The following is a 25,970-nucleotide window of genomic DNA, read 5'->3' as shown; positions in this document are numbered from 1 at the left end:
GGCTGGGCAGAACACCCCGGCTTCGACCTTGGTGACTGCCGGGCTCGCGCACCCCGACGGTCCACTGTTTGGCACCAAGCTCGATCGCGAGGCTTGCTCTCCAGCACTCGAGGTTGTCGGATTTCTGGGAGGTATCCGACTTCATCTTGGAGCACGACCCGCTAGTACGCGGCCACATCTACGGGCGCTGACTCACGAAGGTCAGCGAGGCTCTATAGCCGGGCTCAAGCAGCGGAGCGCTGTCCGCCGGTTCAGGACAGCGGCCCGTGAGGCACAAAGGCTTTGCGGTCTGGCCTCATCGTTATCAGGTCGATCACGGGAAGCCGTTGAGCTCGGTCAACCCGTCCCGTCCCTCGACTGACTGGGCACTGGGGCCTCCGACGTCACCTCGACTGGTATGCGGAGAAGGGACCGGACGGGCTTCTGTTCGTGGGGGAGAAGGGCAAGCCGTTCCGGCGTTCCACCTTCGGGCGGAAATGGCGCCGCGCCCGTGTGCTCGTCGGGATGCCGGACGGCTTCCGCTTCTACGACCTTCGTCACACCGGACACACCTTGGCCACCCGGTCCGGGGCCACGCTCAAGGACACGATGGTCCGCGCCGGGCAGTCGTCGGAGAAGGCCGCGCTGATCTATCAGCATTCGGATCTTGAGCGACAGCAGGAGGTCGCGAGCGGGCTGGATGAGCTCGTGCGGTCCGCCCGCGAGAAGGCCGTGGAGAAGCCTTCTGGTGCGGATCTGGTGCGGGACGCTTGAACTGGTCCAGACAACAAAGAAGCCCCGGGCCGATGGCCTGGGGCTTTTGCATGGAGCGGGTGACGAGAATCGAACTCGCGCTGTGAGCTTGGGAATCCTGAGAAGAAGTCCCGGTGTGGGCGCGGCGCTCTGGCCTGCACGGATACCGTCGAGTGCTCGCTTCGCGCGACGGTGGGTTTACCGCTGTTGACCGTGGTTCTCCGCCGCAGATGGTGCGGAGGTGGTGCGACGTGGTGCGCGTTTCTGCGAGAAGGAAGGCGCTAGCGATCGCTGCTCGCGTTGCTGGGGTGGGCGGTCCGGTTGGAGACCGAACCGCCCACCAATCCGGCTGCGATGTCTGCGCGGCAGCGTGGTCGTTGCCGTGCCACGCGGACGCAAGAGGTGGTGCTTATGGGGTCACGGTTGTTCCCAGGTGAGCCCCGGCCGGTGTGCCGAGCTGGGTCGATCCGTAGTAGGTGGACGTGGACAGGCCCAGGCCGGTGCTGTTGCTCGGGATGGCCAGGAGTGCGCCGTTGCCCGTGTCTTCGCCCGCCGCGCCGATCGTCAGGTCGGCGCGGCCGTAGCCGGAGAGATCCGTGAGAGAGACGGACGAGCCCAGGTTGTCGCCTGTCTCGGTGGAGCCGGGGACGCCGCTGGTGTCCTGCGAGATGGCCTGGGCGCCGGTTCCGGTGAGTCCTGTCGAGCTGCCCTTGAGGAGGACCGATGTGCCGGCGTCGGATTCGTTCACCGAGTTGCGGGTGATGTCCTCGTTCGGGGCGCCGGTCAGGACGTCCGCGTAACCGTCGGCGTTGTAGTCGCCGACCGAGACGGCGGCGCCCATGGCGTCGCCGGACTCGGCCGCGCCCGGCACGCCGGAGGTGTCCTGGTGGATGACCGTCGCGCCGGTGGAGGTCAGGCCCGTGCCGGCGGTGCCGTAGAGGGCGGTGACCTGGCCGCCCGCGTGCGCGCCGGACTCGGAGGTGTAGGGCTGACCGACGGCGATGTCGTCGATGCCGTCGCCGTTGATGTCGCCGGCGGCGAGGGAGCGGCCGCCCTTGACGGACAGGACGCCGACCTTGGTGAGGCCGCTGGTGCCACCCTTGAACCAGACGAGGCGGCCGATGCCGGCGGCGTCACGGTAGGTGAGGGCGACGTCCGCGTAGCCGTCGCGGTTGAAGTCGCCGGATGCGGCGTCCTCGTAGGCGAGTGGGGTGGTGGCCGTGGTCAGGGTGCCGTACTGCGTGGTGGTGCCGGGCAGGTGGGTGTTCCAGCTGCCGCCGTTGCCGGTGCCCGCGGAGAAGACGTCGGCTTTGCCGTCGGCGTTGAAGTCGCCGACGGTGACGGCGGAACCGAGCTTGGCGCCCGCCGCGGTCGTGCCGACCGTGGTGTACGAGAGGCCTGAGGTGAGGCCGGGGCCGTAGAGGACGGTGACGGCGCCGCGGTCGGCGTTGCCGGAGGTGTCGTCCTCACCGGGTGCTCCGATGGCGAGGTCCGCGTAGCCGTCCCCGTTGATGTCGCCCACTGCCGTGGCGGCGCCGAACGAGTCGCCGCTCTCCGCCGTGCCCGGGACGCCCGAACTGGCCTGGGTCAGCGTCTTCCTGGCGGCTGCAGAGGGTCCCGTGAGCGAGCCGGGGACGACGGTGAGGCTGCCGCTCGCGTTCTTCGGCATACCGGCGACGAGGTCGCTGACGCCGTCGCGGCCCAGGTCCGCGGTGGGGCGGGCGGCGGAAGCGGTGGGTGAGGTGGTCAGTGCTCGCAGGTCGGCGAGTCGGTCGTGCAGGTTGGCACCAGGGCAGGCGGTCGCCATGAGGTCCTGGTGGCTGGTGATGCGGTCGGTCTCGACCTGCTGGCCCGCGGTGTAGCGGCCGTTGTCGAACTCGGCGGTCAGCGTCGTTTTCGACAGCGGGTCCGCGCCGTACAGGCCGAGCTTCCACCCGGCGATACGGGAGATCGCGGCGAGCGCGGCCGTAGTGGGCTTGGCGGTCTCCATGTTGCCCAGCAGAGAGATGCCGACCGTGTCGGGATTGAAGCCGAGGGTGTGCCGGGCCTTGACCGGCTTGTCGACACCGCCCTTGCTGCCCTCGAAGATCTGCCCGCACTTGTCGACGACGAAGTTGTACCCGATGTCGCCCCAGCCCTGGGTCTTGACGTGGAAGGCCTGGATGGACCGGACCATGGCTGCGGACTGCGCACAGCTGTAGCTGTTACTGCCTGCCTCGTGATGAACCACGACGGCCTTGACTGCCGGGCTGTAGACGGTCGGGCACTGCACGATCGACTCGTCCGCGCCCCAGGCGGCGCGGGAGATGATCGCCGGCTTGGGGACAGGCCCGGTGGCCGGCGTCGCGGGCGCAGTCGACAGGCCGTCCAGGCAACGCGGCCCGGTCACCGAGGTCGGCGACGGCGACGGGCTCGCGCTCTCGGCGGTGAACGCGGCGAGTTCGCTGTCCGCGGCGGGGGACCCGCCCGTCCCGGGGTCGACCAGGTCCAGACGCATCGACGCGGGCAGGGATCGTTTGCCGCTCACCCGGGCCTCGATGCCGTTCGACGGGCCCACCCACAGCGGCTCGGTGCTGCCGCGCATGCCTTTGCCCGAGCCGTCACGCCCCAAGTCGGGCGGCGTGTCAGCGATCTCGAGCCCGCGCCAGCCACTCCAGGTGCTGCTGCCGGCGGCATGCGTGCGGATCTCCACCTCGCCGCTGAGCCGCGTCTTGGCCGAGGGCCAGCTCACGGCCACCATCGAGAAATCCTCGGTGGTGGTCTGCTGCCGCCCACGCGCCGTCGCGGACGAACCCTCCAGGGCCAGGGTGCGGACGGCGGCGGGACGAACCTCGCGCTGCGAGTCCTCGGGCGAGGAAGTGGTGCCGATGGCCAGGGCGGCCAGCGCGCCGGAACCGATCAGCGCCGTGGCGAGGGAGGGCAGGACGATCCTGCGCATTCTTCGCTGCGGCAGCCGACGTCTGCCCAACCCTGTATTACTGCTGTTCGACACAGATTCCCGCCCTGGCATCTCGATGTACATGGTCTGCACCAACTCCAGCGCACCAGTCACCACATCTGTGGGCTTGAGCGCAGCTGCCACATCGGCTGCCCGAAGTACACAGCGCGACGCCATGCTCAAACGTCACACGGCGGTGTCGCCAACCGTTTAGCCGCTGACGAACGATTCGCGGGCACGTTCGAATTCCGTGTACTTCCTGTGTTAGCTTTCGCGGCCTCCGGAGGTCTGCTCCGCATCGCATCACGTCGATACGCGCCGTATGCGCCTGTCCGTCGGTGCCCGCGTCGAGCCGTCTCCCCACTACCAGTCAGTTGGAGGTATGCGTGGCAGCACGCCATTCGCATGGTCGCAGAAGCAAACTCATACGCACGGGCATCGCGACGGCCGCCGCCCTCGCTGTGGCCGGCGGCGCAGCTCCGTTTCTCCTCCAGGGCGCCCAGGCCGAGCCGGCCGCCCTGACGATCCCGGTCCCCGACCGGTTCGCACCGCTGAAGAACACCGTGCACGATGCGGGCACTTCGGGCTTCCTCGCCAGGGAGGAGCAGGAGGGCGACGCGTACAACACCGGCTTGGGGCCCATGGGCGGTTACCGGTGGATCCCACAGAGCGGCGACGCACAGGCCGTCGGCTCCGACCCCGCCGATTCCGGAGTGCGGGTGGACGGCTCGGCCTCGGACGTCGTTGCCCTGTACACGAAAGCGTCCCGCACAGTCGAGCTGAAGGACCTCAAGGCGGGTGCGTCGACGACGTTCACGCTGCCCGACGGGCACATCTATCTCGGCGCCACGGGCGGCGCCGTCCTCACCGCCACCTCGAAGGACACCGGCGCCATCGAAGCGCTGCACGTGCTGCGCAAGCCGGACGGCGGCGAGCTCACGGACACCACGGTGACCGGTGCCGTGCCGGCATCCGCGTGGGCGGTCGGCGCCGATGGGCACACCATCGCCCTGCGCACCCCCATCACTGGTGGCCAGCAGATCACGCTCGTCGACCTGGACACCGGGCGCGCGACCCTGGCCTTCCCGACCGCGTGGGCGAGCGCGCAGCTGCAGGTCGTGCTCTCCGACACGTACGTGGGCTGGTACGACAGCGAGTCCGGCGACGACAAGGTGCATCTGCTGCGCCGGGACGCACTCGACGGCGCCGAGACGACGGTCGACGTGGCGGGCAGCCGCGAGTACCCGGCCACCGTGGCGGTGCTCGGCGACTACGTTCTTGCCGCCACGGGTTATTCGCCACAGCAACCCGGCGACGAGTACCAGCTACGCCAGGGCGGGGAGTTGCGGGCGCTGCCCATCGGCGGCGGCGAAGCCAAGACCCTGCTGCCGCACGCGGCCCTCTCCATGGCGGCGGCGCCCGACGGCGGCGTCCTGGTGACGGGCGGCGCGGACGCGGGCCACTGGGCGGTGCGCAAGGCCACGGTCGGCTCCGACGGCGCGATCGGCCTCAGCACGCTGCGCGAGCTGCCGGCACGCGCCGGCCAGGTGCATGAACTCGCCCTGTCCACCGGAGTGCTGGCGACGAGCGAGTGGGACACCAACCCCTACCCCTCGATCTTCAAGCGCACCCTCGACCTCGGCGACAGCCCGTCCGCGGGCGACCGTTCGGTGCTCCAGGAGCCCGCGGCGACGGACGACGCGAGCACTGTACGCCGGTTCGGGGACGCGCTCCCCGTAGGCACCGGCGACGGCCGCTTTGCGTACCGGGACACCTCCAAGGGAGTCCTGAAGGTGCGCTCCTCGGAGCAGGACTCGCTGTCCCTGACGCTGCCCCCGGACCCGAACGGCTATCCCACGACGTACGGCAGCAAGCTGCTCTCGGCGTCCGGCCGCTATGTCGTCTTCGGGCAGGGCACCGGCCCCGATGACCACCAGTACGTGGCGGACATGGCCGCGAGCGGCGGGCCGAAGATTGTCTCCGAGCGCGTGGGCGGCGGCAGCGCCGTGTGGGGCACCAAGCTGTGGACGGTGGGCGACACCGACGGCACCATCAAGGCCGTCGACCTCAAGTCCGAGGAGACCGCCGACACCGTCGACATCGGCTGCACGCCGAACCGGCTCCAGGCCGTGGGCCGCTGGGTCGCCTGGGACTGCGCTTCCGGCTCCGGGTTCTACGACCGTACGACGAAGCAGAAGGCCGACCTTCCCGCCGTGGGTGAGCTGGGCGACGGTTATCTGCTCGGCCTCGACAAGGACGCCGGGAAGGTCCGCCTGACCGACCTCACCGCAGGCACCGTCGGTGACACCCGGGACCTGGCCGATCTGCCCGGTGCCACCGGGAAGATCACGGCCGACCGGTTCGGCGGTGGCGTCGCCTGGCTGGACACGGCCACGGGCGTTGTGCACGCCGAGTCCACCGGTCTGCCCACGTCCCCGCTGGCCGAGATCGAGTCGCACCCAGACACGTCCATCGACCTGAAGTCCACGACGGACGTTCGCTGGGACGGCTCCTGGCAGCTGTCCAAGCCGGCGGTGTCCGGCGCACAGATCGTGATCAAGGACAGGGCCGGCCGTACCGTGCGGACGCTCACCGCCACCGCGCACGGCGCCGCGCTGACCGCCGACTGGGACGGCAAGGTCTCCGACGCGGCGTACGCGACCGACGGGACGTACACCTGGACGCTGACTGCAGCGCCGAAGGACGGCCAGGGCGCGGCCCTGCAGCTCACCGGGAGCATCACGGTGGCCGGTGGTGCACGCGGCCACCACGACCTCAACGGCGGCGCGGGCGACGTGATGACGCTCAGCTCCTCCGGCTACCTCACCACCCACTACGGCGACGGCAAGGGCGCCTTCGGCAGCAAGGCGTCCGGCTCCGGCTGGCCCGCGGGCACCTACGCCGTGCCCTTCGGGGACCTGACCAAGGACCGCTGCAACGACCTCCTGGTCCGCACGCCCGACGGCACCCTGCGCCGCTACACGGGCAAGTGCGCGGGCGGCGGCTACAGCCCCAGCGGCGCCTACACGTCCATCAGCACCGGCTGGCAGCAGTACAACGTGCTGACCGCGCCCGGCGACCTGACCGGCGACGGCCGTACGGACCTCATCGCGCGGCAGGCCTCCACGGGCGACGTCTACCTGTATGCCGACAACGGCGCCGGCGGCTTCAAGAGCCGGGTGAAGATTCGCTCGGCGTGGACCACGTACACCCACATCACGGGTGTCGGCGACCTCAACGGCGACGGCTTCGGAGATCTGCTCGCCCGCCGCAGCGACGGCACGCTCTTCCGCTACGACGGCACGGGCGCGGGCCAGTTCAAGGACCGGGTCACCGTATTCACCGCCTGGGGCAAGACGTACAACGCGATGGTGGGCGTCGGTGACATCACCGGTGACGGCAAGGGTGACCTGGTCGTCCGCGACACCTCCGGCAACCTCTACCGCAACGACGGCAAGGGAAACGGATCGTTCACCTCGCGCACGCAGATCACCACGGGGTGGCAGGGGTACAAGGGCCTGTTCTAGAAGCAACGCCGTGACTCTGTTGGCGATCTTGTGTGGGGTGCTGACAGGTCGTCCGTTCGGCGGTTCGCTGGAGTGGAGCGGGGTGGTTTCGGGGAGAGGGGCGGAGATGTCCTTGCGGGCCAGGAGTTTCCAGCGCATACCGACGCGGACAATGGTGACGGCGTGGGCGGCGTGTCCGAAGGGCACGCCGGCGATGCTGATACGGGACCGGCTGGATGTGGTGTTCGAGGACGGCGAGTTCGCTGACCTGTATCCGAAGGACGGTCGTCCGGGACTGTCACCTGGGCAGTTGGCGCTGGTGTCGGTGCTGCAGTTCGCGGAGAACCTCTCGGACCGCGCGGCCGCGAACGCGGTCCGCACCAGGATCGACTGGAAGTACGCCCTGGGCCTGGAGTTGAACGATCCCGGCTTCGACCACTCGGTGCTGTGCGAGTTCCGGGCCAGGCTGACCCAGGACGACGCGGCCGACCGGCTGCTGCGAGTGATGCTGCATCGGCTGACCGAGGCCGGGCTGCTTAAATCCGGCGGTCGGCAACGCACGGATGCGACCCATGTGCTTGCGGCGGTGCGCACGCTCAGCCGGCTGGAGCTGGTCGGCGAGAGCCTGCGGGCCGCCCTCGAGCAGCTCGCCCAGGCGGACCCGGACTGGCTGCTGCCGCTGGTCGAGCCGGAGTGGGACAAGCGCTACGGGCGCAAGATCGAGATCGGCAAGGTGCCCGGCGGGAAGGCCGGGGTCACCGCGCTGGCCGAGACCTTCGGCCGGGACGGACACAAGGTCCTGGCCGCCGCGTGGGCGGCCGACGCCCCTCCCCAGCTCCGGGCGTTGGCGCAGGTGGAAATCCTGCGCCAGGTCTGGGTGCACCACTACGTCTGGGATACCCGCGGGCGGCTGCGCTGGCGCGACGGACACGCGCTGCCTCCGGCATCGCTGCGGTTCGACTCCCCGTACGACACCGACGCGCACTACTGCGTCAAACGTGACACCGCCTGGTCCGGCTACCGCACTCACTTCACCGAGACGTGCACGTCAGACCTGCCGGAGGTGGTCGTGCATGTGGCCACCACGATCGCCCCGGTCCAGGACGGCGAACTCACCGCCCAGATCCACGACGATCTGGCCCAGGTCGGCCTCATCCCGGCCGAGCACGCCGTCGACGCCGCCTACATCAGCCCCGCGCAGATTGAACGCGCTCACCGGGTACACAGCATCACCCTGCTCGGCCCGGTCGTGCCCGACCACAGCCACCAGGCCAAAAGCGGGGCCGGCTTCGACAAGGCCGCCTTCGCCATCGACTGGGACCGCTGCCAGGCCACCTGCCCCCAGGGCACCGTCAGCCGCGAGTGGCGTCCCCTGCACATCAGCGGCCACAACTACATCCAGGTCAAGTTCGACAAGGCCACCTGCCTGGCCTGCCCCGTCCGACCCCAGTGCACCAAGGCGGTCAGTGGTCCGCGCTCGCTCGCACTGCTGCCCACCCGCGAACTGCACGAGATCCAGCAGCGCAACCGCCTCGACCAGCGCACCGAAGACTGGCAGCGCCGCTACGCGATCCGCGCCGGCATCGAAGCCACCCTCTCCCAGAACGTCCGCACCTGCGGCCTGCGCCGGACACGCTACCGAGGCCTGCCCAAGACGCACGTCCAGCACGTACTGACCGGCCTGGCCTGCAACGTCACCCGCATCACCGACTGGATCGCCGACCCTACGCGCCCCCGGCGAGCACCCAGCCACTTCCACGCCCTCTGCACCGCCGTCACCTGACCCCCACAAGATCACCAACAGAGTCCCGGCGTTGGTTCTAGAAGGCTGCTGAAAGTCTCGGGTTCCGGCCCCGACTCGGTCGAGTCGGGGCCGGATCACTGATCGTTTCAGAATGAAATTCGTTGTGGGGCTCGACAGTTGGGTCCGGCGTGCCGATGGCGGCGGGCGGGTCGGGGACGGGCTGCGGACGCTTGACCCGCCCGCTTCGGGCCCTGCCGATGAGTTTCTGTCGGCTGCCGGGTCAGTACGGGCATGACTGCTATGAACAAGCCGCCGGTCGTCTCCCGCTCGGAGTGGCTGGCCGCAATCGACACCCTGCGCGGCCGGGAGAAGGTGCACACCCGGGAGGGCGATGCGATCGCCGCAGGACGGCGACGGATGCCCATGACCGAGGTCGACCCGTCGACTCCGCTCGTCGGAGGCAACGGAAAAGTTCCCCTGATCGACGTCTTCGACGGCCGTACCCAGCTGTTCGCGTCGTATCACATGTGGCACGAGGGCCGCCCCGCCGCCGACCAATGTGAGGGCTGCACCTTCTTCACCGGCCAGGTACGCGAACTGTCCTATCTGCACCAGCGTGACGTCACCTTCGTCGCCTTCTGCCAGGGCCCCTACGAGGAGTCCGAACGCTACCGCCGCTTCATGGGCTGGGAGATGCCCTGGTACTCCGTACCCGCCGAGTCCCACGAACGGCTCCTCGCCGGCCGCTACTTCGGCATGAAAGCGTGCTACCTCCGCGACGAGGGCCGTGTCTACGAGACGTACTGGACCACCGGCCGAGGAGTCGAGCCCATGACGCCCTCCTACGGCATCCTCGACATGACCGTCCACGGACGGCAGGAGATCTGGGAGGACTCCCCGGCAGACTGGCCACAGCCGTATGAGGCCCGCGGCCAGCAGTTCCGCAAGGACGGACGGCCAACCGCGCAATGGGCACGGATCGCGGCCGGGCACGACGACGACCTCCACGGCGAACAGTCCAGCACAGGCAGCTCGGGCTGCTGCGGCTGAGCCCGGGCCCGACAGCCACAGCGGAACCACCGTCCGAAGACCGGGGCGGGCACAGCACGTGTGCCTACCCCGCTCCGCTCTCACCCGATCTCCCACTCCTTGAAAAGGAGACCACCTGGGGAGGAAGAGCAACCCCGGCCGATTTCAAGAGTCCTCATCACAGCTGGGACAGCTCCGGGCCCCCGGGCTAAGCGTCCGGGGGCCCGGCTGTTCTGGTGCTGTGCGGCGCGACTTACGACGGCAGGAAAACGGGCTTGGCCTGTCCGAGGTCGCGCAGATGAGCCAGGTATTCCTTCGCAGCAGGTTCTGTGCTGTAGCGCTCCCTCACGACTGCTGCGAGTTCTCGGCTTGAGCCGCATGGGCAAGCTCCTGGGCGGACAGCCCGCACCGTCCGGGCTCACATTGGTGACCGAATGCCCTCCCTTCCCGCAAGGCGGCAGCGAGGCCATCGCGCAGTGGCTGGAGCGCAACCAGGATGCCCGGATGGTCGTCATCGACGTGTTCGCCAAGATGCGCGGACAGGCCCCGCAAGGCGTGTCCGCCTACGACGCGGACTACGTCTCCGTCGGCTACGCCAAGCGGCTTGCGGACCACTACGGCATCGCCGTCGTCCTGGTCCACCACGTCCGCAAGATGGCCTCCGAGGACTTCCTGACCGAGGTCTCAGGCACCAACGGCATCGCCGGAGCAGCAGACGCCACGCTCGTACTCAAGCGGGCCCGCGGACAGGCCGACGGCATCCTGCACGTCACCGGCCGCGATGTGAGCGAAGCCGAATACGCGCTGGTCTACCTCGGTGCCTACGGTCCGCTGCGGCCGGAGGAACAGGCGGAGCTCCGCCGCAAGGACGTGGACCTGGACGCGATGACCATTCGGGTTCGCAAGGCAGCGCCGGAGCTGAACACCGGGGAGCGCGCCGTGGGGGACACCAAGTCCGAGGCGGGCAATCGGTACGTCGTCCTGCCGGCCTTTCTGCACCTGGATCTGCGGAGGCATCTCGACCGGTACGCGGAGAAGGGCCCGGAGGGACTGCTCTTCGTAGGTGAGCAGGGAGCGCCGTTCCGCCGCTCCTCCTTCGGGCGGAAGTGGCGCAAGGCGCGACGGACGGTGGGCATGCCCGACAGCTTTCGTTTCTACGACCTTCGTCACACCGGGCACACGCTGGCCACGCGCTCGGGGGCGACGCTCAAGGACACGATGGTCCGGGCCGGACAGTCCTCCGAAAAAGCTGCGCTGATCTATCAGCACTCGGATCACGAGCGGCAGAAGGAGGTCGCGAGCGGGCTGGACAAGATGGTCCGGGCCGCTCGGGGGAAGGGTTCTGAACAGCGGAAAGACGGTCAAGGTGATGCGGAGGTGGTGCGGAAGTGGTGCGCGACGCTTAGGCCGGTCCAGACAACAAAGAAGCCCCGGGCCGATGGCCTGGGGCTTTTGTATGGAGCGGGTGACGAGAATCGAACTCGCGCTCTGAGCTTGGGAATCACCGGGCTTTGTGCCCCCATCGGCGAGCTGACCCGCGGGAATAGGTGCTAAGGGGGCCCATGGCGCTCGCCTTTGCACCCGCGTTTGACCGTGGCTCCCCGCCCTGTCGGGCACGGATCGGGCACGGGCACCTTCTGTTCCTTGCCCAGCAGAATCGGTCGGCGACAGTCATGCCGGTAACTCTGCGGGCCCGGACGGATGCTGCAGTCCGGGGGCGGTTGCTGGGGTGTTACCGCACTGCTGTACCACCCCAGCCGGGCCAGGGTCGACGGCGTGATTGTGCTCGGCATTGCTGCTGCGTCGGTAGCCCAATTGATCCGTTGGTATCCGCCGGTAGAGCGAACGCCATGCCAGTGCGACTCCTTGAGTCCAAATAAGATCCTTTTTACATGTATATGAGTAGTTTCTATAGGCGGGTGACGGTGCATCACGAGTCCGTGGGACCTCGTCGCGAGTACAGCGCCTGTGACTGACCAGAGCTCACCTCGAGCGCCAGGGAGCCTGGCGACTGAGCTCAACGGTGACAAGAAAGGACTCATCCATGGCATTGGATGCCATCCCCTGCACCCCTCCTGGCAGGCGGAGAACACGGAGATTCAAAGCAACTGTCGCCATGCTGCCCGCGGCCGCGCTGGTGCTGACGATGACTTTGATCTCGAACCTTGCGAGCGCAGCTGAGGCGTCCGTGGGATTGGGGGCCGCCACGAGTTACGCGGTCCTGGCCGGTACAACGGTCACCAATGTGGTCGTCCCCCCGGTCCCCAACACGGTCGTCAACGGCGACCTGGGACTCAGCCCTGGGAGCTCGGTGACGGGCTTTCCGCCCGGAATCGTCAACGGAGTGCAGCACGTCGCCGATGCCGCCGCCGTTCAGGCTAAGTCCGACCTGACCATCGCGTACAACGACGCGGCTAGCAGGCCGACCAACACCGTCCTGACCTCCCCGGGTGACATCGGCGGATCCACGCTGTTTCCCGGCGTCTACAGCGCTTCGTCGTCGCTGGGTCTCACCGGGACTGTCACTCTCGACGCCCAGGGTGACCCGAACGCCGTCTTCATCTTCAAGATCGGCTCCACTCTGACCACAGCTTCGTCGAGCAACGTCCTGCTTATCAACGGAGCGCAGGCCTGCAACGTGTTCTGGCAGGTGGGGAGCTCCGCCACCCTCGGCACCAACTCCTTCTTCAAGGGCAACATCCTGGCCCTGACGGCCATCACGGTGACCACCAATGCGGCGATTGAGGGCCGGGCGCTGGCGCGTAATGGTGCGGTCACGTTGGACCACAACGTCATCACGAGGGCGGTCTGCATGACGGGACCGCCTGGGCCTCCTGGACCGACCGGATCGACCGGCCCCACCGGGCCTCCTGGGCCGACCGGGTCCACCGGACCCTCTGGTCCTCCTGGACCGACGGGATCGACCGGACCCGCCGGGCCTCCCGGGCCGACCGGACCCGCTGGGCCCTCAGGTCCACAGGGTCCCCACGGTCCACAGGGCCCTCACGGTCCACAGGGTCCACAGGGTCCCAAGGGCCCCAAGGGCCCCAAGGGCCCCAAGGGTGACGGTCACAAGGACAACGGTCACAAGGACAACGGTCACAAGGACAACGGTCACAAGGACAACGGTCACAAGGACAACGGTCACAAGGACAACGGTCACAAGGACAACGGTCACAAGGACAACGGTCACAAGGACAACGGCAAGAAAGACCACGGCAAGAAAGACCACGGCAAGAAAGACCACGGCAAGAAGGACAACAGCCACAAGGGCAATGGCCACAAGGTCAACAGTCACAAGGCTTGGTAGCGTCCGCTCGTTCTCATGGCTGTATCGCACGGCGGCGGCCTCTGAGTGGCAGCGCCATGCGTCCGTGAGGTGACTGCGCCCCTGGACATACCCTCCAGGGGCGCACAACCGGCCCGGCCGGACTCCTAGGGCAATGCTCATTACCTGTGGCGCATAGCAGGGCGGCGGCACGGCAATACGGAATAAACGGGGAACGAATACGCTTTAGTCCGATTTGCGGTGTACCCTAAAAGCAAGGACGCACACTCTCACGTGTGGCGCCCTGGAAGGGCCGGCTCCGGTGGCGAGACCATCCGGAGCCGCTTCCATGCCCGCATCAACTCGGTGATGCGGGGATGATGCCCACGCCCATGAGGATCTGCTCCGCAGGCGTGCAGTTTCCGTCCTGCACGGCCATGGCCATCGCAGCGCGCGCGGCGGCGGCACCGGCCTGGGGCGGGATCACCAGGAACGAGAAGTGGTCCTGCTCACCACGCGTGACGATCATCGTGCTGTCGCCGACGGCGGACCAGTCGATACGGACGGTCCGGCCACCGATCACGAGGTGGCCCGGGGCATCGTCCCAGGCACTCGCGTCCAGACCGACCCGCGCGATGGCTCCCAGCCGGGCGACCAAGGCGTCGATCAGCCGGGGCAGTTGGGACGCTATGTCGCGGGAACGCGGCCACCACGCACCGTCGAAGATCCCCTCACGATTAGAGGTCGTCTCCATCCGCAGCACCGCGGCCCCGGGGACGATCGGCGAGCCGCTCGTGTTCGACAGGAGCAGGAGCGGTGCCGCGTCATCGGTACGGCCAGGGACATGCACGTCCGAAGTCATGGCAGGCCACTCCTCCGGACGTGCACGTCGATGAAGATCTCCATGCCTCACATCCCTTCCCTCGAGCCCCGCGCCCGGGCGACAACTGCTCCGACACTGCGTTGCGAGGCCGGACGGGCGCTGTGGCCGCCTTCGGAGTCCCAGACCGTCTCCCGGACGAGGTCCCAGTCGGCCTCGGCCGCAGCCCGGAAGAGCTCGGCCTCCCGCATCAGCCCACTCGCGGTGAGGCTCTGTGCCGGATCGGCGGCTGCGGTCAGCAGTCGGGCGGCGGTACCCGGGGCGGTCTGCGGTGGGATCACCAGCAGGTCCCAGCGGCCGGTGGCGTAGGAAAGAAGCAGCAACTTGTTCGGGTCCTGTTCGGCCTTGAACCAGCCGACGTGGACCACATGCCCCCGGACGGGCACCTTCCGTGGGATCACGGGCCAGACGGTGGGGTTCACCGTCACGCGGGTGATCCGCCCCCACAGCGGGTCGAGCACCGCTGTCAGCGCGGGAAGTTCCGCCGTCAGATCGCGCGACCGCGGCCACCACGCGCCGTCCAGCAGCGCGGGATCGGTGCCGGCCGGGGCCAGCGAGAGGCGCGGCGGCAACGAGGACAAAGAGAAGGTCCGCTCGTCGACCGCGGACGTGTACAGAATGGTCGCAGTCATGACGCGAACCCTGCCCCGGGCCGGTCTACACCGGCCCGGCGTTGTGAATCGCCAAGAACGACACGGGCTCGGAAGCTCGTGTACGGAATGTTCTGGGTATGTCCAAGGTACTCCGGCGGGGCATCCCGCGGAGTGCGGCGGTCCTGGGGATATGAGCCCCCGACGGATCGAACGGCATGCCGGAACCTTCCGGTCACCACACCCGGAGGCAACACCGCTCGTGTCCTCGTGACCGGCGGTTCGTCACCCCGACTGTTGACCGTGGCTTACCGACCTGTCGGGCACGGATCGGGTACACCTTAAAGTCCCAGGCTTTACCGGATCAGTCAGCCGCGACGGAACAGTTCTCAGGCTCGATGGCGGTGAGATCACACACGGCGGCGTCCGCTTGGCCCTCAGAGGGGTGCTGTTGAATGGCCGCTGCTGCACGAGTCCCGGCATCGAAGCATGTTGGATTCTGCTCCACGAGCGTCCTGATGATCTCCGCCCGCGTTGTGTCTATGGTGAGCTGGTGGGAATCGGTCTCCCCCTCTTGGGACTCCCGTCGCAGTTGCCTTCGGATCTGACCGGCCCGTGTCTCGAACTCCCGATTGGCCTGCTCGCACGTCGCGGACCGCTCGGATGTGCTGTCGTGCTGCGCTGCCCCGACGGCGTACCCGCCCATGACGAGAGCGATTGCCCCTGCGCTGGTCAGCGCGATCAATGAACGCCTCATGGCGAGGGATGCTATCTGCCCAGGTGAAGAAGCTTTCCCTTGACTCGGACCACCGCTTTAGGAGCGCGGTGGGGCGATCACGCGCGTGACCTGCGGATTCCGTACCGCGGGCGGAGTCCGGCCGAGCTCACCCCTGGGGACCCCGGTTCCCCGTGAGTCCCTGTCCGTTCTGGCACAAGAGTGGCACGGCCACAGGGCCGTTCCTTGGGCTCCCGCGATGCGAACTGCGGTCGGTGCGGTCGCTGAGGGCTGCTCGGCCGACCATGATCGGCTCGTAGACAGCACGGTCGAGATCCGGCAGGATCGGCGGATGTTGAGGTGGGAACGGCCGGTGGTGGTCGCCGTATGCGGGTCTCCGGGGGCCGGAAAGACCACCGTTGCCTGCGCAACGGCGCGTCGCCTCGGTGTGCCGTTCCTGACCCGGGATGAGATCAAGGTCGGTCTCGGGCTGTCCTCGGCTTCCGTCGGCAAGGGCGGCGGTGTTCAGCTCAACCCGGACTTCCACATCGCCGGCGGTCCTTTGAGCCTCCGCGCTGAGGCCGTGATGGTCAACGCAGCCCGGCTCCTCGCCTCCTCAGGGGTGAGCTTCGTCGTGGAGTCCTCCGTGTTGTCGCACAAGCTGCTAGATGCGCTACTCGCATCTGACGCCCGAGTGCTCGCTGTTCATGTCGTCGCCCACGAATCGGTCATCGACGAGCGCCTCCGCGCCCGAGCGGCCGAAGGCGGGGCAGCCGACCGACAGCTCTCATCTCAGTTCCAGCGAGGCGAGATGAAGCGGTCGATTTTCGATCCGCCGGGTGGAGTCGATGCCGTCGTTGAAGTCGACACCTCAGATGATGGCGATCCGGACATCGAACCCATCGAGGCAGCCGTGGTCGCCCTGATTCGGTGACCGAGCGCCGCTCAGAGGTCCCCAGTTTGGAAGACCCCGTATGCGGATCGCGGCTGACCTGCCGAGTGCCTGACCTGCTCTGGATCGCGGCTTTCGCCGCTGTTCCCCGTGAGTCACCAGAAGGTCCCGCCGGGCCGGGCACGGAACGGGCACGCCCACCACGACCGTCGCCGCGGTGCTCAGTAGCCGAAGAAGCGACAGGCCGGTTTCCCGACCTGCGGTCACGTCATGGTTCCGAAAGGCCAGCGACGGCCATCAGGCGCTCCACCGGCCGAGGGTGCGTGGACCAGCCGCCGACTACGTGGGAGAGGCGAAAGGGTTCCCGTCGGGAACCGGTGGGCCGCTCCACTGCGCCCCCGGAAGCAGGACAGGCGTCCAATCCGGGCCGCGGTGGTCCAGCCACCACCTGCCGATGGTGCGGAACTTCTCCTCGAACTCGCGATCCCAGCAGAGGAACCCGGTGACCGGTGCCCGAAGGCGAGTACGACGGCCACCCGCTTCGTAGATCACAACGATTTGGGACCCCTGGAAGCGTTCGACGCGGATGGCCTGGACGTTGGACCACTGGATGGTCCGGCGGCGGAGGCTGTGCACGATGGCTGTCGACTCCGTGAGGGTGATGCCGGAGTACTGCCCGAGGATCAGGAACACGAGCAGCATGGCGGCCCATGTACCCAATGACTCGGCTGGCTCAGACCCGGCAGGCTTCCAGGTCATCCAATCCAAGACCGTCGTGCCCACGAAGACGGCAAGAAAGGGCAGAGTAGGCAGTACGCGTTGGAGAAGTTCATACCGGTAACGGATGCGCTTCGGCGGCTTAGCCTCGACCTGCGATTGCTCCACAATCCCCACCCTCACACGATGCAGCCACCACGGGCGCATGATCGCCAAGGCAGCATGGCGGACCGGGGGCGTGCTGTCCATCGCCTACGGCTGCTGGTCGAAGCGGCGCTTCGGCCGCATCCGAAAGCTGACCTCAGGCCGGTACCAGGCTCGCTACCTCGGCCCCGACGGCATCGACCGTCCGGCCCCGCACACCTTCGAGACCAGGCGGGACGCTGACGATTGGCTCGCGGAACAGCAGACCGAGGTTCGGCGGGGGGACTGGCAGGCCCCGGACGCCGGGGCAGTCAACTTCAAGGACTACGCGCTGCAATGGGTAAAGGAGCGCCGTCTCTCCGCCACGACCGATGAGCTGTATCGGCGGCTCCTCCGACTGCACATCCTGCCCACCTTCGAGGGCTTGGACCTGGACGAGATCACCCCGCCGCGCGTCCGCTCCTGGCGCTCCGAACGGCTCGACAGTACCGGGGCGGAGACCACGATCGCCAAGGCGTACCGGCTCCTGAAGGCCATCATGGAAGCCGCTGCCGACGATGAGCTGATCCGCCGCAACCCCTGCCGTATCAGGGGCGCCGGCAAGGAAACCGCGGAAGAACGCCCGACCGCCACCGTCGCCCAGGTTGACGCGCTCGCCGACGCCATGGGCCCGCGCTGGCGCCTGATGGTCTACATCGCCGCGTACGGCCCCGCCCGTCCGGAGGAACAGGCCGCGATGCGCCGTCGTGACGTGGACCTGGAGAACGTCGGCATCTGGGTGCGGACCGCCGAGCCCGAACTCACCACCGGTCGGCGTGCACCGGGCGACACCAAGTCTGATGCGGGCAAGCGGTTCCTCGTCCTGCCGGCCTTTCTGGAGAAGGACCTCAAGCGGCATCTCGCCTGGTACGCGGAGAAGCAGCCGGACGGACTGTTGTTCGTGGGGGAGCGGGGCAAGCCGTTCCGGCGCTCCACGTTCGGGCGGAAGTGGCGGAAGGCTCGAACCGAGGTCGGGCTGCCTGAGAGCTTCCGCTTCTACGACCTTCGTCACACCGGACACACGCTCTCGACGCAGTCGGGCGCCACGCTCAAGGACACGATGGTCCGCGCCGGGCAGTCCTCCGAGCGTGCCGCGCTGATCTATCAGCACTCGAACCTGGAGCGTCAGCGGGAGGTGGCCGACGGGATCGACGCCCGCGTCCGCGCCGAGCGGGAGAAGGCTGCGATTGTGCCCGACGTTCAGGCATCGGGCACGGAACGGGCACGCGACGCCTGATCCGGTCTAGACAACAAAGAAGCCCCGGGCCGTTGGCCTGGGGCTTTTGTATGGAGCGGGTGACGAGAATCGAACTCGCGCTCTGAGCTTGGGAATCACCGGCCGATCAAGCTACCCCAGGGTCCTGACCTGTGCGTAAGCGTGCCTCTACTGAGCTGGGCTACGCGTCGAGGTAACCGCTGTTGCCCCCTCTTCCCCACCTGTTCTGGCACGTATCTGGCACGGCTGCCACGAGATGGGCACCGGCTCCCCCTGGTCGTCAGTCCTCTTCGGGAGGAATCAGGCGGTCGGCTCCCTCGGCGTCGTCCACGTGGCCGGTGGCGTCGACGGTGATAGGAGTGGCCCGGCCCGTCGCTGTGATCAGCCATGCGAGCACCTGCTCGGTCAGCGGTGTCCCGTTGGGCCCTTCGTCCTTCCAGTGGGCGCGCCAACCACCACCTGGCACAGCGGCCACGACCCGGTCGGCTCGCTCCAGGTGAGAGAAGTCCGGGTAGTCCGTGACTGGGCGCAGCGCACCGCGCTGGGGGTCGACGACGAGAGCCGTACCGGTGGTCTCGTCCCAGGTCTCCACAGCCACGGTGCGCCCGATCGCCGACTCCGTGCCGTTGAAGATGGCGAGCCAGCCCGTCAGGTTGAAGTAGCGCATGGGAAACATCGTCTCCCACACTCAACGTCGCCGTCTGGCCGGCCGCTCGTAGAAGGCACCTCGGCGACACCCGCTTTAGGAGTTCGATCAACCGGGAGCTACTGCATGTTGTGGTGAAGAGTGCGGTGGCGTTGCGGACTGCTGGGAATCGTGGAGGTACGCCGTCGTTGATGTCAGCTGTGGATGTCAGGCAGTCCGAGGCACGATGATCACCGCGCGGTAGTCGTACCCGTCCTGCTTGAAGCCAGGGGCTTCCCATGTGAGGTCGACCTGCTGCCCGGCCGACAGCGTGCGGAAACCGGTCGCCTGGATGTCGGCGTAGTGGCCGAAGCAGCCGCCGGGGGTCTCGGGGGAGTCGAGAACGCCCCACCCTTGCTCGTCGTCCCACTCGCGGACAGTCGCAGTCACCATGCAGGGAAGCCTACGGCTTCCACCACGCAGACGCGCCTGGCGCATGGCGCATAAGCTTGGGAATCACCGGGCCCACAAGTTGGGATAAGACGCTTGAGCTGCGGAAAGGCCGTCCCGGTCACTCCGAGACAGTGCCGTGGCGTGACCGGGATGGACCGCGGGTCGCCGGCCGTTCTGGCTCACACCTGGCACGGTCGCTCTTCGTCCTGGACGCACAGCTGGGGCAGGCTAAGCCGACCGGATTCGAACCGGCGTCCTCGCGATTTTGGAGACCGCGCGCGACTACCTCTGCGCTACGGCTTCGCCCGGCTGCGATCCTAGCCCCGCCGCGCTTTAGGACAGATCGGTGCACCGAACCTTCTGATCCGTAGCTCTAGCCGGATCGGTCAGCGACGGCCATACCGACCACCCCGAGGCCCCGGAGGGACGCTACCGAACAGGGGCGGTTGCTGGGGTTGCGGTACGGAGCTGCTGTACAGCGACCGGGCAGGAAGCCTGCCCCGCCGACTCCTTCATTGACCGTGAGCAGCAGCACCTTCCGGTCCGTCTGTGGCACGCCGAGCCGTCACCAGATAGCCCGCGAAACTAACGTCCGGCCTGGCCTTCGCCCGCCCGTCCGCCTCCTTCACCGGAACCAGCATGGTCGTGCCCGGAACGGGGTAGTTCACCTTGTCCGTAGCGCCCGGGGGTACCCCGTAACGGCAGTGCACCTCGGCAATCGACACCACCTCCACCGAGGTGGGTGCATGCCCATCCCCTTGGCCGTGATGCTCCTCGCGGAAGTCGATCTCATCCGCACGTTCGCCGCCAACGACGTCGGCGTAATCCTCCGGATCGACCTCCAGCAGCGTCCAGGAGACAACATCCCCTGGCGCGAAGCTCTGTCCGCAGCACTGGATCTGCCAGTCATCGATCCAAATCGTCAACGTCATGCGGCCATTGTCCGCCGAGCGACCTGAGCTCATTAGGGGCCTCGCGCATGATTTACGACACCCGCTTTAGGAGCGTGGTGGGGCGAGTTGGGATCTGACCTGCGGGATGCCGACTTCGGCGGCTACTGGCTTCGCCCACCGCCAGCAGCCGCAGTTCCCCGCGAGTCCCCGCCCGATCTGGCGCGGTTGTGGCACAGGGGAACTTCTGATCCGTAGCTCAATGCAGGTCGGTCAGCGGCATTTCGGTCAGTACACGGCTACGCAGGCCACGGACAGCTGACACGGTTGCTGTGCTTCTCTGCTATACGGCATCTCCGGCTGTCAGTGCTGCATGGCACTGTGCCGCCATGACGACAACGGCAGAGCTCACCCTCTTCGCGGACTACTTTCAGATACACGTATCCGATGCGGATTCGGACGGTGATCTAAGCGACGCGTGGACGGACCAGGCCGTTGCCGATCACCTCGCGGTTGCACAGGATGCGCTGGGCATCGGCACGGCGGTTAATGTCAACGTATCCGTCACTGTTTTCATCCTGCCTCAGGAGCCGAGTGATGACAGCTCGGAATTCGATCACGTGGTCGAGGCCAGCCTCGACATGTCGTTGGGTCGCCTGATGGTTCTGGGTTGCACGGACTACGCCCCCGATGCGGCTACGTTCGAGGTCCCGTCAGGCTGGAACCGCGTCCGCGTGTCCCAGAGCAACTTGGCTCGGGCAGCTCAGGCCGACATCGACTCTGACGAGAGCCCCGAAACCACCGAGAAGATGCGTATCCAGGTGTGGCCGGCCCCGGAATCTCCAGCAAAGATCATCAAGCGGTGGTCTTAAGCAACCTCGGTGGTTCGCCAAGCTTCCGTGACGCAGCCCTCTTCCATGTGCCACCACTCCTGATCGGCTCCGTGGTGGAGGAGCTTCTTGATCTTGCCGAGGTTCGCTTCCGGGGGGCAGCACCTGCCACGCACCATGGCCCGCCCGGCCATTGGATCAGCGCGAGAAGAGCCCGATGCCCTCCGGGACCGGGCGTTCTGCGCCACCGGTCGGGTGGTTGCGGACGAGGGGGGTGCCGGTCACCGGGTCCCGGGTCACCAGGGTGGACGAACCGCCCCCGTCCAGGTTCACGCCCGCGTCGGCGCCCACGGTGCCGAGTACGTCGGCGACCTCGGCGACCGTCAGGCCCGAGCCGCTCTCCGCACTTCCGTCCAGTACCAGCAAGTAGAGCAGCTGACCGTGGTCACCGACACCCGCGCCGGTCCGGGTCGCGGCGGCCTTGGTGTCCAGGCCGGGCAGCGGCGCGCCGTCCCGGAGCACCGGGAAGCCGCCCACGGCGAACTGGAACTGCTTGCCGCTCGCCGTCCTCAGCTGGTCGGAGACCTTGACCGCGTCCCCGGTCCGGAGCGCGCGCAGCCGGTCCGCTCCGGCCTCCCGGCCGACCAGCACCACGGTGTCCTCGGCGATCGCGCCGGCCCCGATCGTCGGGGATCCGGAGACCACCCGGCCGTTGTGGACGGTGACCTCGTAGGTGTTCGTGGAGCAGGCCGCAGCCCGGACGGTGTCGGTCCCGCACACCGAGCGCTGCCGCGAGACCTCGCCCCACTTCGGGGTGAATGCTCCCACCCCGCCCACCGGGATGGCGTACTGGTTGAAGCCGCCCAGGTCGAACGAACCGGACTTGGTGCGGACGCTTCCCTTGAGCGTCAACTCGTCCAGCCGGGCCCGCTTGTCGGAGCCCACCCCGATCACATCGCGCGTCGATGTGCCGGGCGGCAGACCGGGACCGAACCGCTGGCCGTCCGGCACAGCCGCCTTGAGTGCCTCACCGTGAGCAATCGCCGGGCCGACCGCGGAGTTGGTCGGGGCCACCCCCACGTGCTGGGACTCCTCGATGTTGAAGAAGTCCGCGTTGACGCCCGCCACCGCGCCCTGGGCGGCGGCCATCTGGGACAGCTTGACGCGGCTGGAGACAGTGCCGGGGGTGAGCAGGTCCACCGAGACATGCCGGTCGGTGAGGTCGGCGGTGACCAGATGCCCGGACACCACCCCGTGCGAGCCCGTCACCGAGAACGCCCGGTAACTGATGCCCGGTGCCACGGACACATCGTCAGCCAACCGGACCTTGTCCAGCGCGGTCGCCTGCCCGAGACCCGCACCCGCGACCACCGCACCCACGGTGGCCGCCGCGGCGACGACCGTACGAGCCCGACCAACAGATCTCATCATGTGATGTCCCGTCATATCTCTTTGGGTGCCAGATCTTCGACAGACGGCATGACACAGGACGGGACACAACATCGGACAACGGCGCGCCGAAGGGACGGCGAACTCTGACGGCGCGCCGCCCACAGGACGCGCGTCTAATCAGCAGCGGCGTCCTTTGCGGTCCTGATCGTGCCGCCCGTTACGGCACCTACGGGGGCACAAGATCCACGTAATGGGCTTGGATCCCCAATGGGTGGACAAGCACACGAAGCTCCGGCCGGACAGGTCGACCCTTGTCGGCAAGCCATCTGGGCTGAAGGCGATCCTTCAAACCGCCGTCGACGATGAACTGCTCCAGCGCAACCCCTGCCGGATCAAGGGCGCCAGCAAGGAAGAACCCGACGAGCGGCCGGTGCCACGGTCGAGCAGGTCTTCGCACTGGCCGAGGCGATGGACCCGCGCTGGCGACTGATGGCCTTCCTGGGCCCGTTCGCATCGCTCCGCCCCGAGGAACTGGCGGAGCTGCGACGCAACGACATCGACCTGGGGCAGGGAGCGTTGCGGATCGTACGGGCGTCGCCGGAGCGCACCAACGATCAGCGGGCCGTGCGCCGGACGTGCTCGCGCATGGCCGCTGACGGACAGGTCACCAAGGACGGCGGCGGCCGGTACTTCCCGGATACCGAGACCCGGACACAGGCCACGCCGGAGGTGTCCCAGCTGTCCGACTGTCCGGTCACCTCATCTGACGCGGTACGGCAGTACCGCTCCGGCCGCTGGACCGCCTCGTACCTCGATTCGACGGGGGAGCGGCGCCGTGCGCAGGAAACCTTCGCCACGAAGACGGATGCCGAAGTCTGGCTGTCTCAGGTGGAGGCTGACCTCACCCGTGGGAACTGGCGAGACCCCGATGTGGGAGCGGTCAACTTCGGGGAGTACGCACTGAAGTGGGTGGACGAACGGGAACTTGCAGCGACGACCGACGAGCTCTACCGGCGACTGCTGCGGTTGCACATCCTTCCGGGATTCGAGGGCGTCGACCTCGATCAGATCACTGCTCCCAAGGTCAGGGAGTGGCGGGCAGAGCGACGCAAGGCCACTGGGGCAACGACCGTGGCCAAGTCATACCGGCTGCTGAAAGCGATCCTCGAAACCGCCACCGACGACGAACTGATCCGCCGCAACCCCTGCCGCATCCGTGGCGCGGGCAAGGAGTCGCCTGCCGAGCGTGAGATCGCCACGGTGGAACAGGTGAGCAGGGAGCGCCGTTCCGCCGCTCCTCCTTCGGGCGGAAGTGGCGCAAGGCGCGACGGACGGTGGGCATGCCCGACAGCTTTCGCTTCTACGACCTTCGTCACACCGGGCACACGCTCGCCACGCGCTCGGGGGCAACGCTCAAGGACACGATGGTCCGGGCCGGACAGTCCTCCGAGAAGGCCGCGCTGATTTATCAGCACTCGAATCACGAGCGGCAGAAAGAGGTGGCGAGCGGGCTGGACAAGATGGTCCGAGCTGCTCGGGGGAAGGGCGCTGAACAGCGAAAAGGCGGTCAAGGTGGTGCGGAGGTGGTGCGGAGGTGGTGCGTGACGCTTAGGCCGGTCCAGACAACAAAGAAGCCCCCGGCCGATGGCCTGGGGCTTTTGTGTGGAGCGGGTGACGAGAATCGAACTCGCGCTCTGAGCTTGGGAAGCTCATGTTCTACCATTAAACTACACCCGCGCGGAGCGCTGGTCGATCAACGCTCATCGTCGCACACTCTACCCCATGGCAGGCCCCCGGTGCGTGAGCCGGAAGCCTGGGTGTCGTGTCCGAGGTGTGGATGCGGGTGCCGGGGGCGGGAGTTGGGGCGTAGCGTACGTAGTCGGAGTGCCGCCTGGAGCGGCGTCCTCTTCATCCCCTAATGTGGCGTTCTCGTCCAAGGCTTGTTGGGGAAGGGACTTGATGGACTCCATGGAGCGCACCGTCGTCCGCTGTGCCGAAGGGCACATTTTCGCTACCGCTTCGTTCCCGATGCAGCAGCTCGGGGCCGGTCGGATCGGTCCCGGGAGGCTTATTCGCTGCCCGCGTTGTGCCCGGTTGCGGCATGCCGTTCCTGTGGTGTTCGAGGAGCGGTAGAGGCGTCGGCAGACGGTTGCGGCAGAGCGCGCGGGGCGGTCCGGTTGGGGCGGGCCCGCGCGTTCTGCGTATCCTCGGGACGTGCTTCTCTCAGACAAGGACATCCGGGCCGAGATCGACGCCGGGCGGGTCCGCATTGATCCGTTCGATCCGTCGATGGTGCAGCCCTCGAGCATCGACGTGCGGCTCGACCGCTACTTCCGGGTGTTCGAGAACCACCGCTATCCGCATATTGACCCAGCCGTCGAGCAGGCGGACCTGACCCGTACGGTCGAGCCGGACGGGGACGAGGCGTTCATCCTGCATCCCGGCGAATTCGTGCTCGCCTCGACGTACGAGGTCATCTCACTGCCCGACGATCTTGCGTCGCGGCTGGAGGGCAAGAGTTCGCTCGGCCGGCTCGGGCTGGTGACGCATTCGACGGCCGGGTTCATCGATCCCGGGTTCTCCGGGCATGTGACCCTGGAGCTGTCGAATCTCGCGACGCTGCCGATCAAGCTGTGGCCGGGAATGAAGATCGGTCAGCTGTGCATGTTCCGGCTGAGTTCGCCGTCGGAGTTCCCGTACGGCTCGGAGCGGTACGGGTCGCGCTACCAGGGGCAGCGTGGGCCGACGGCCTCGCGTTCGTTCATGAACTTCCATCGGACTCAGGTGTGATGCCGGACCATGAATGACGTACGGGAGAACCTGACGTACGAGGCGTTCGGTCATGCCGTGCGGGAGCTCGCGCAGACCGTGGCCGACGACGGCTACGAGCCGGATGTGGTGCTCAGCATCGCGCGGGGCGGGGTTTTCGTCGCCGGCGGACTGGCGTATGCGCTGGACTGCAAGAACATCCACTTGGTGAATGTGGAGTTCTATACCGGGGTCGGGACGACTCTGGAGATGCCGGTCATGCTGGCGCCCGTTCCGAATGTCATTGATTTCTCGGACAAGAAAGTCCTGATCGCCGACGATGTCGCCGATACGGGCAAGACGCTGAAGCTGGTCCGCGATTTCTGTATCGATCACGTCGCCGAGGTGCGCAGCGCGGTCATCTACGAGAAGTCGCACTCGCTCGTGAAGTGCGAGTACGTGTGGAAGAAGACCGATCGCTGGATCAACTTCCCGTGGAGTGTGGAGAAGCCTGTCGTGCGGCGCAGTGGGCAGGTTCTCGACGCCTGAGGCGGGAGCAGCAGTGGAAAGTGGATGACCCCCGGTGCCGAGGCGCCGGGGGTCATTTCTGTGGTGCGGGTGG

General features: G+C 67.6%; 18 protein-coding genes, 2 tRNA genes and 3 pseudogenes. 13 read left to right on the top strand and 10 right to left on the bottom strand.

What is annotated here, in order from left to right; genetic code table 11:
* Positions 1-375 precede the first annotated feature (375 nt).
* Positions 376-753: pseudogene (locus OHA03_RS12740) on the top strand (site-specific integrase); the annotation flags it as partial.
* A gap of 388 nt (positions 754-1,141) precedes the next feature.
* Here OHA03_RS12740 and OHA03_RS12735 read toward each other — a convergent pair.
* Positions 1,142-3,670: an FG-GAP-like repeat-containing protein gene (locus tag OHA03_RS12735; RefSeq protein ID WP_267003748.1), complete on the bottom strand. Its 2,529-nt coding sequence runs from the start codon at positions 3,668-3,670 to the stop codon at positions 1,142-1,144.
* 386 nt (positions 3,671-4,056) lie between these two features.
* On the opposite strand from OHA03_RS12735, the gene OHA03_RS12730 reads away from it, so the two are divergent.
* The 5 genes from OHA03_RS12730 to OHA03_RS47815 all read left to right on the top strand — a co-directional run bounded on the left by OHA03_RS12730 (position 4,057) and on the right by OHA03_RS47815 (position 13,259).
* Positions 4,057-7,197, top strand: coding sequence for an FG-GAP-like repeat-containing protein (locus OHA03_RS12730; RefSeq protein ID WP_267003746.1), 3,141 nt, complete (start codon positions 4,057-4,059; stop codon positions 7,195-7,197).
* A 106-nt stretch (positions 7,198-7,303) separates the two neighbouring features.
* On the top strand, positions 7,304-8,959 hold the full coding sequence (locus OHA03_RS12725; RefSeq protein ID WP_267003744.1) for an IS1182 family transposase: 1,656 nt from the start codon (positions 7,304-7,306) through the stop codon (positions 8,957-8,959).
* A 252-nt stretch (positions 8,960-9,211) separates the two neighbouring features.
* Complete coding sequence (locus OHA03_RS12720; protein ID WP_267003742.1) at positions 9,212-9,970, top strand: DUF899 family protein; 759 nt, start codon at positions 9,212-9,214, stop codon at positions 9,968-9,970.
* A 357-nt stretch (positions 9,971-10,327) separates the two neighbouring features.
* Positions 10,328-11,503 carry a tyrosine-type recombinase/integrase gene (locus tag OHA03_RS12715; protein WP_267003740.1) on the top strand — a complete coding sequence of 392 codons (1,176 nt, stop codon included), beginning with the start codon at positions 10,328-10,330 and terminating at the stop codon, positions 11,501-11,503.
* Positions 11,504-12,065: 562 nt separating this feature from the next.
* Positions 12,066-13,259, top strand: a complete 1,194-nt coding sequence (locus OHA03_RS47815; protein WP_323181198.1) for an ice-binding family protein — start codon at positions 12,066-12,068, stop codon at positions 13,257-13,259.
* A gap of 316 nt (positions 13,260-13,575) precedes the next feature.
* Here OHA03_RS47815 and OHA03_RS12700 read toward each other — a convergent pair whose 3' ends face one another.
* Both OHA03_RS12700 and OHA03_RS12695 read right to left on the bottom strand, forming a co-directional pair.
* Complete coding sequence (locus OHA03_RS12700; protein ID WP_267003738.1) at positions 13,576-14,079, bottom strand: DUF5994 family protein; 504 nt, start codon at positions 14,077-14,079, stop codon at positions 13,576-13,578.
* A gap of 47 nt (positions 14,080-14,126) precedes the next feature.
* A complete protein-coding gene (locus tag OHA03_RS12695; protein ID WP_267003736.1) occupies positions 14,127-14,729 on the bottom strand; it encodes a DUF5994 family protein in 603 nt (200 codons plus the stop codon).
* A gap of 932 nt (positions 14,730-15,661) precedes the next feature.
* Between OHA03_RS12695 and OHA03_RS12690 the strand changes: the two genes are divergently transcribed.
* Positions 15,662-16,336, top strand: coding sequence for an AAA family ATPase (locus OHA03_RS12690; RefSeq protein ID WP_267003734.1), 675 nt, complete (start codon positions 15,662-15,664; stop codon positions 16,334-16,336).
* Positions 16,337-16,633: 297 nt separating this feature from the next.
* On the opposite strand, the gene OHA03_RS12685 is transcribed toward OHA03_RS12690, so the two are convergent.
* Positions 16,634-16,996, bottom strand: a complete 363-nt coding sequence (locus OHA03_RS12685; protein WP_267003732.1) for a hypothetical protein — start codon at positions 16,994-16,996, stop codon at positions 16,634-16,636.
* A gap of 220 nt (positions 16,997-17,216) precedes the next feature.
* On the opposite strand from OHA03_RS12685, the gene OHA03_RS12680 reads away from it, so the two are divergent.
* Positions 17,217-18,431: a tyrosine recombinase XerC gene (locus OHA03_RS12680; protein WP_267003730.1), complete on the top strand. Its 1,215-nt coding sequence runs from the start codon at positions 17,217-17,219 to the stop codon at positions 18,429-18,431.
* Between the two features lie 259 nt (positions 18,432-18,690).
* Here the strand turns inward: OHA03_RS12680 and OHA03_RS12675 are convergent, their stop codons facing one another.
* The 4 genes from OHA03_RS12675 to OHA03_RS12660 form a co-directional block, all read right to left on the bottom strand.
* Positions 18,691-19,077, bottom strand: coding sequence for a hypothetical protein (locus OHA03_RS12675; RefSeq protein WP_267003728.1), 387 nt, complete (start codon positions 19,075-19,077; stop codon positions 18,691-18,693).
* A gap of 186 nt (positions 19,078-19,263) precedes the next feature.
* Complete coding sequence (locus OHA03_RS12670; protein WP_267003726.1) at positions 19,264-19,488, bottom strand: cold shock domain-containing protein; 225 nt, start codon at positions 19,486-19,488, stop codon at positions 19,264-19,266.
* A gap of 228 nt (positions 19,489-19,716) precedes the next feature.
* Positions 19,717-19,792, bottom strand: a tRNA-Trp gene (locus tag OHA03_RS12665).
* A 208-nt stretch (positions 19,793-20,000) separates the two neighbouring features.
* Entirely contained in the window at positions 20,001-20,420 is a 420-nt protein-coding gene (locus tag OHA03_RS12660) for a DUF6578 domain-containing protein (protein ID WP_267003724.1), read from the bottom strand.
* Positions 20,421-20,767: 347 nt separating this feature from the next.
* On the opposite strand from OHA03_RS12660, the gene OHA03_RS12655 reads away from it, so the two are divergent.
* Complete coding sequence (locus OHA03_RS12655) at positions 20,768-21,250, top strand: hypothetical protein (protein ID WP_267003722.1); 483 nt, start codon at positions 20,768-20,770, stop codon at positions 21,248-21,250.
* 156 nt (positions 21,251-21,406) lie between these two features.
* Here OHA03_RS12655 and OHA03_RS12650 read toward each other — a convergent pair whose 3' ends face one another.
* Positions 21,407-22,639, bottom strand: coding sequence for a phosphodiester glycosidase family protein (locus OHA03_RS12650; protein WP_267003720.1), 1,233 nt, complete (start codon positions 22,637-22,639; stop codon positions 21,407-21,409).
* Positions 22,640-22,931: 292 nt separating this feature from the next.
* Here OHA03_RS12650 and OHA03_RS12645 point away from each other — a divergent pair.
* Together OHA03_RS12645 and OHA03_RS12640 are read left to right on the top strand one after the other, a co-directional pair.
* Positions 22,932-23,221, top strand: a pseudogene (locus OHA03_RS12645) (site-specific integrase); the annotation flags it as partial.
* 117 nt (positions 23,222-23,338) lie between these two features.
* Positions 23,339-24,153 (top strand): annotated as a pseudogene (locus OHA03_RS12640) (hypothetical protein); the annotation flags it as partial.
* 110 nt (positions 24,154-24,263) lie between these two features.
* Here OHA03_RS12640 and OHA03_RS12635 read toward each other — a convergent pair.
* A tRNA-Gly gene (locus tag OHA03_RS12635) sits at positions 24,264-24,337 on the bottom strand.
* Between the two features lie 477 nt (positions 24,338-24,814).
* Here OHA03_RS12635 and dcd point away from each other — a divergent pair.
* On the top strand, positions 24,815-25,390 hold the full coding sequence (dcd, locus tag OHA03_RS12630; RefSeq protein WP_030977663.1) for a dCTP deaminase: 576 nt from the start codon (positions 24,815-24,817) through the stop codon (positions 25,388-25,390).
* Between the two features lie 9 nt (positions 25,391-25,399).
* Entirely contained in the window at positions 25,400-25,897 is a 498-nt protein-coding gene (locus OHA03_RS12625) for a phosphoribosyltransferase (RefSeq protein WP_267003717.1), read from the top strand.
* Positions 25,898-25,970: the final 73 nt, after the last annotated feature.

The organism is Streptomyces sp. NBC_00154 (assembly GCF_026342835.1).
Lineage (GTDB): Bacteria > Actinomycetota > Actinomycetes > Streptomycetales > Streptomycetaceae > Streptomyces.
Note: the sequence above shows the minus strand (reverse complement) of the source record. Positions and strands in the feature narration are given on the sequence as shown.

Coding starts and splice junctions, on each gene's coding strand:
- OHA03_RS12680 (WP_267003730.1), top strand. CDS start 17,217: ATGATCGCCAAGGCAGCATGGCGGACCGGGGGCGTGCTGTCCATCGCC.
- OHA03_RS12725 (WP_267003744.1), top strand. CDS start 7,304: ATGTCCTTGCGGGCCAGGAGTTTCCAGCGCATACCGACGCGGACAATG.
- OHA03_RS12715 (WP_267003740.1), top strand. CDS start 10,328: ATGGGCAAGCTCCTGGGCGGACAGCCCGCACCGTCCGGGCTCACATTG.
- OHA03_RS12660 (WP_267003724.1), bottom strand. CDS start 20,420: ATGACGTTGACGATTTGGATCGATGACTGGCAGATCCAGTGCTGCGGA.
- OHA03_RS47815 (WP_323181198.1), top strand. CDS start 12,066: ATGCTGCCCGCGGCCGCGCTGGTGCTGACGATGACTTTGATCTCGAAC.
- OHA03_RS12655 (WP_267003722.1), top strand. CDS start 20,768: ATGACGACAACGGCAGAGCTCACCCTCTTCGCGGACTACTTTCAGATA.
- OHA03_RS12685 (WP_267003732.1), bottom strand. CDS start 16,996: ATGCTGCTCGTGTTCCTGATCCTCGGGCAGTACTCCGGCATCACCCTC.
- OHA03_RS12720 (WP_267003742.1), top strand. CDS start 9,212: ATGACTGCTATGAACAAGCCGCCGGTCGTCTCCCGCTCGGAGTGGCTG.
- OHA03_RS12695 (WP_267003736.1), bottom strand. CDS start 14,729: ATGACTGCGACCATTCTGTACACGTCCGCGGTCGACGAGCGGACCTTC.
- OHA03_RS12675 (WP_267003728.1), bottom strand. CDS start 19,077: ATGCGCTACTTCAACCTGACGGGCTGGCTCGCCATCTTCAACGGCACG.
- OHA03_RS12670 (WP_267003726.1), bottom strand. CDS start 19,488: ATGGTGACTGCGACTGTCCGCGAGTGGGACGACGAGCAAGGGTGGGGC.
- OHA03_RS12690 (WP_267003734.1), top strand. CDS start 15,662: ATGCGAACTGCGGTCGGTGCGGTCGCTGAGGGCTGCTCGGCCGACCAT.
- OHA03_RS12625 (WP_267003717.1), top strand. CDS start 25,400: ATGAATGACGTACGGGAGAACCTGACGTACGAGGCGTTCGGTCATGCC.
- OHA03_RS12735 (WP_267003748.1), bottom strand. CDS start 3,670: ATGCGCAGGATCGTCCTGCCCTCCCTCGCCACGGCGCTGATCGGTTCC.
- OHA03_RS12700 (WP_267003738.1), bottom strand. CDS start 14,079: ATGACTTCGGACGTGCATGTCCCTGGCCGTACCGATGACGCGGCACCG.
- OHA03_RS12650 (WP_267003720.1), bottom strand. CDS start 22,639: ATGATGAGATCTGTTGGTCGGGCTCGTACGGTCGTCGCCGCGGCGGCC.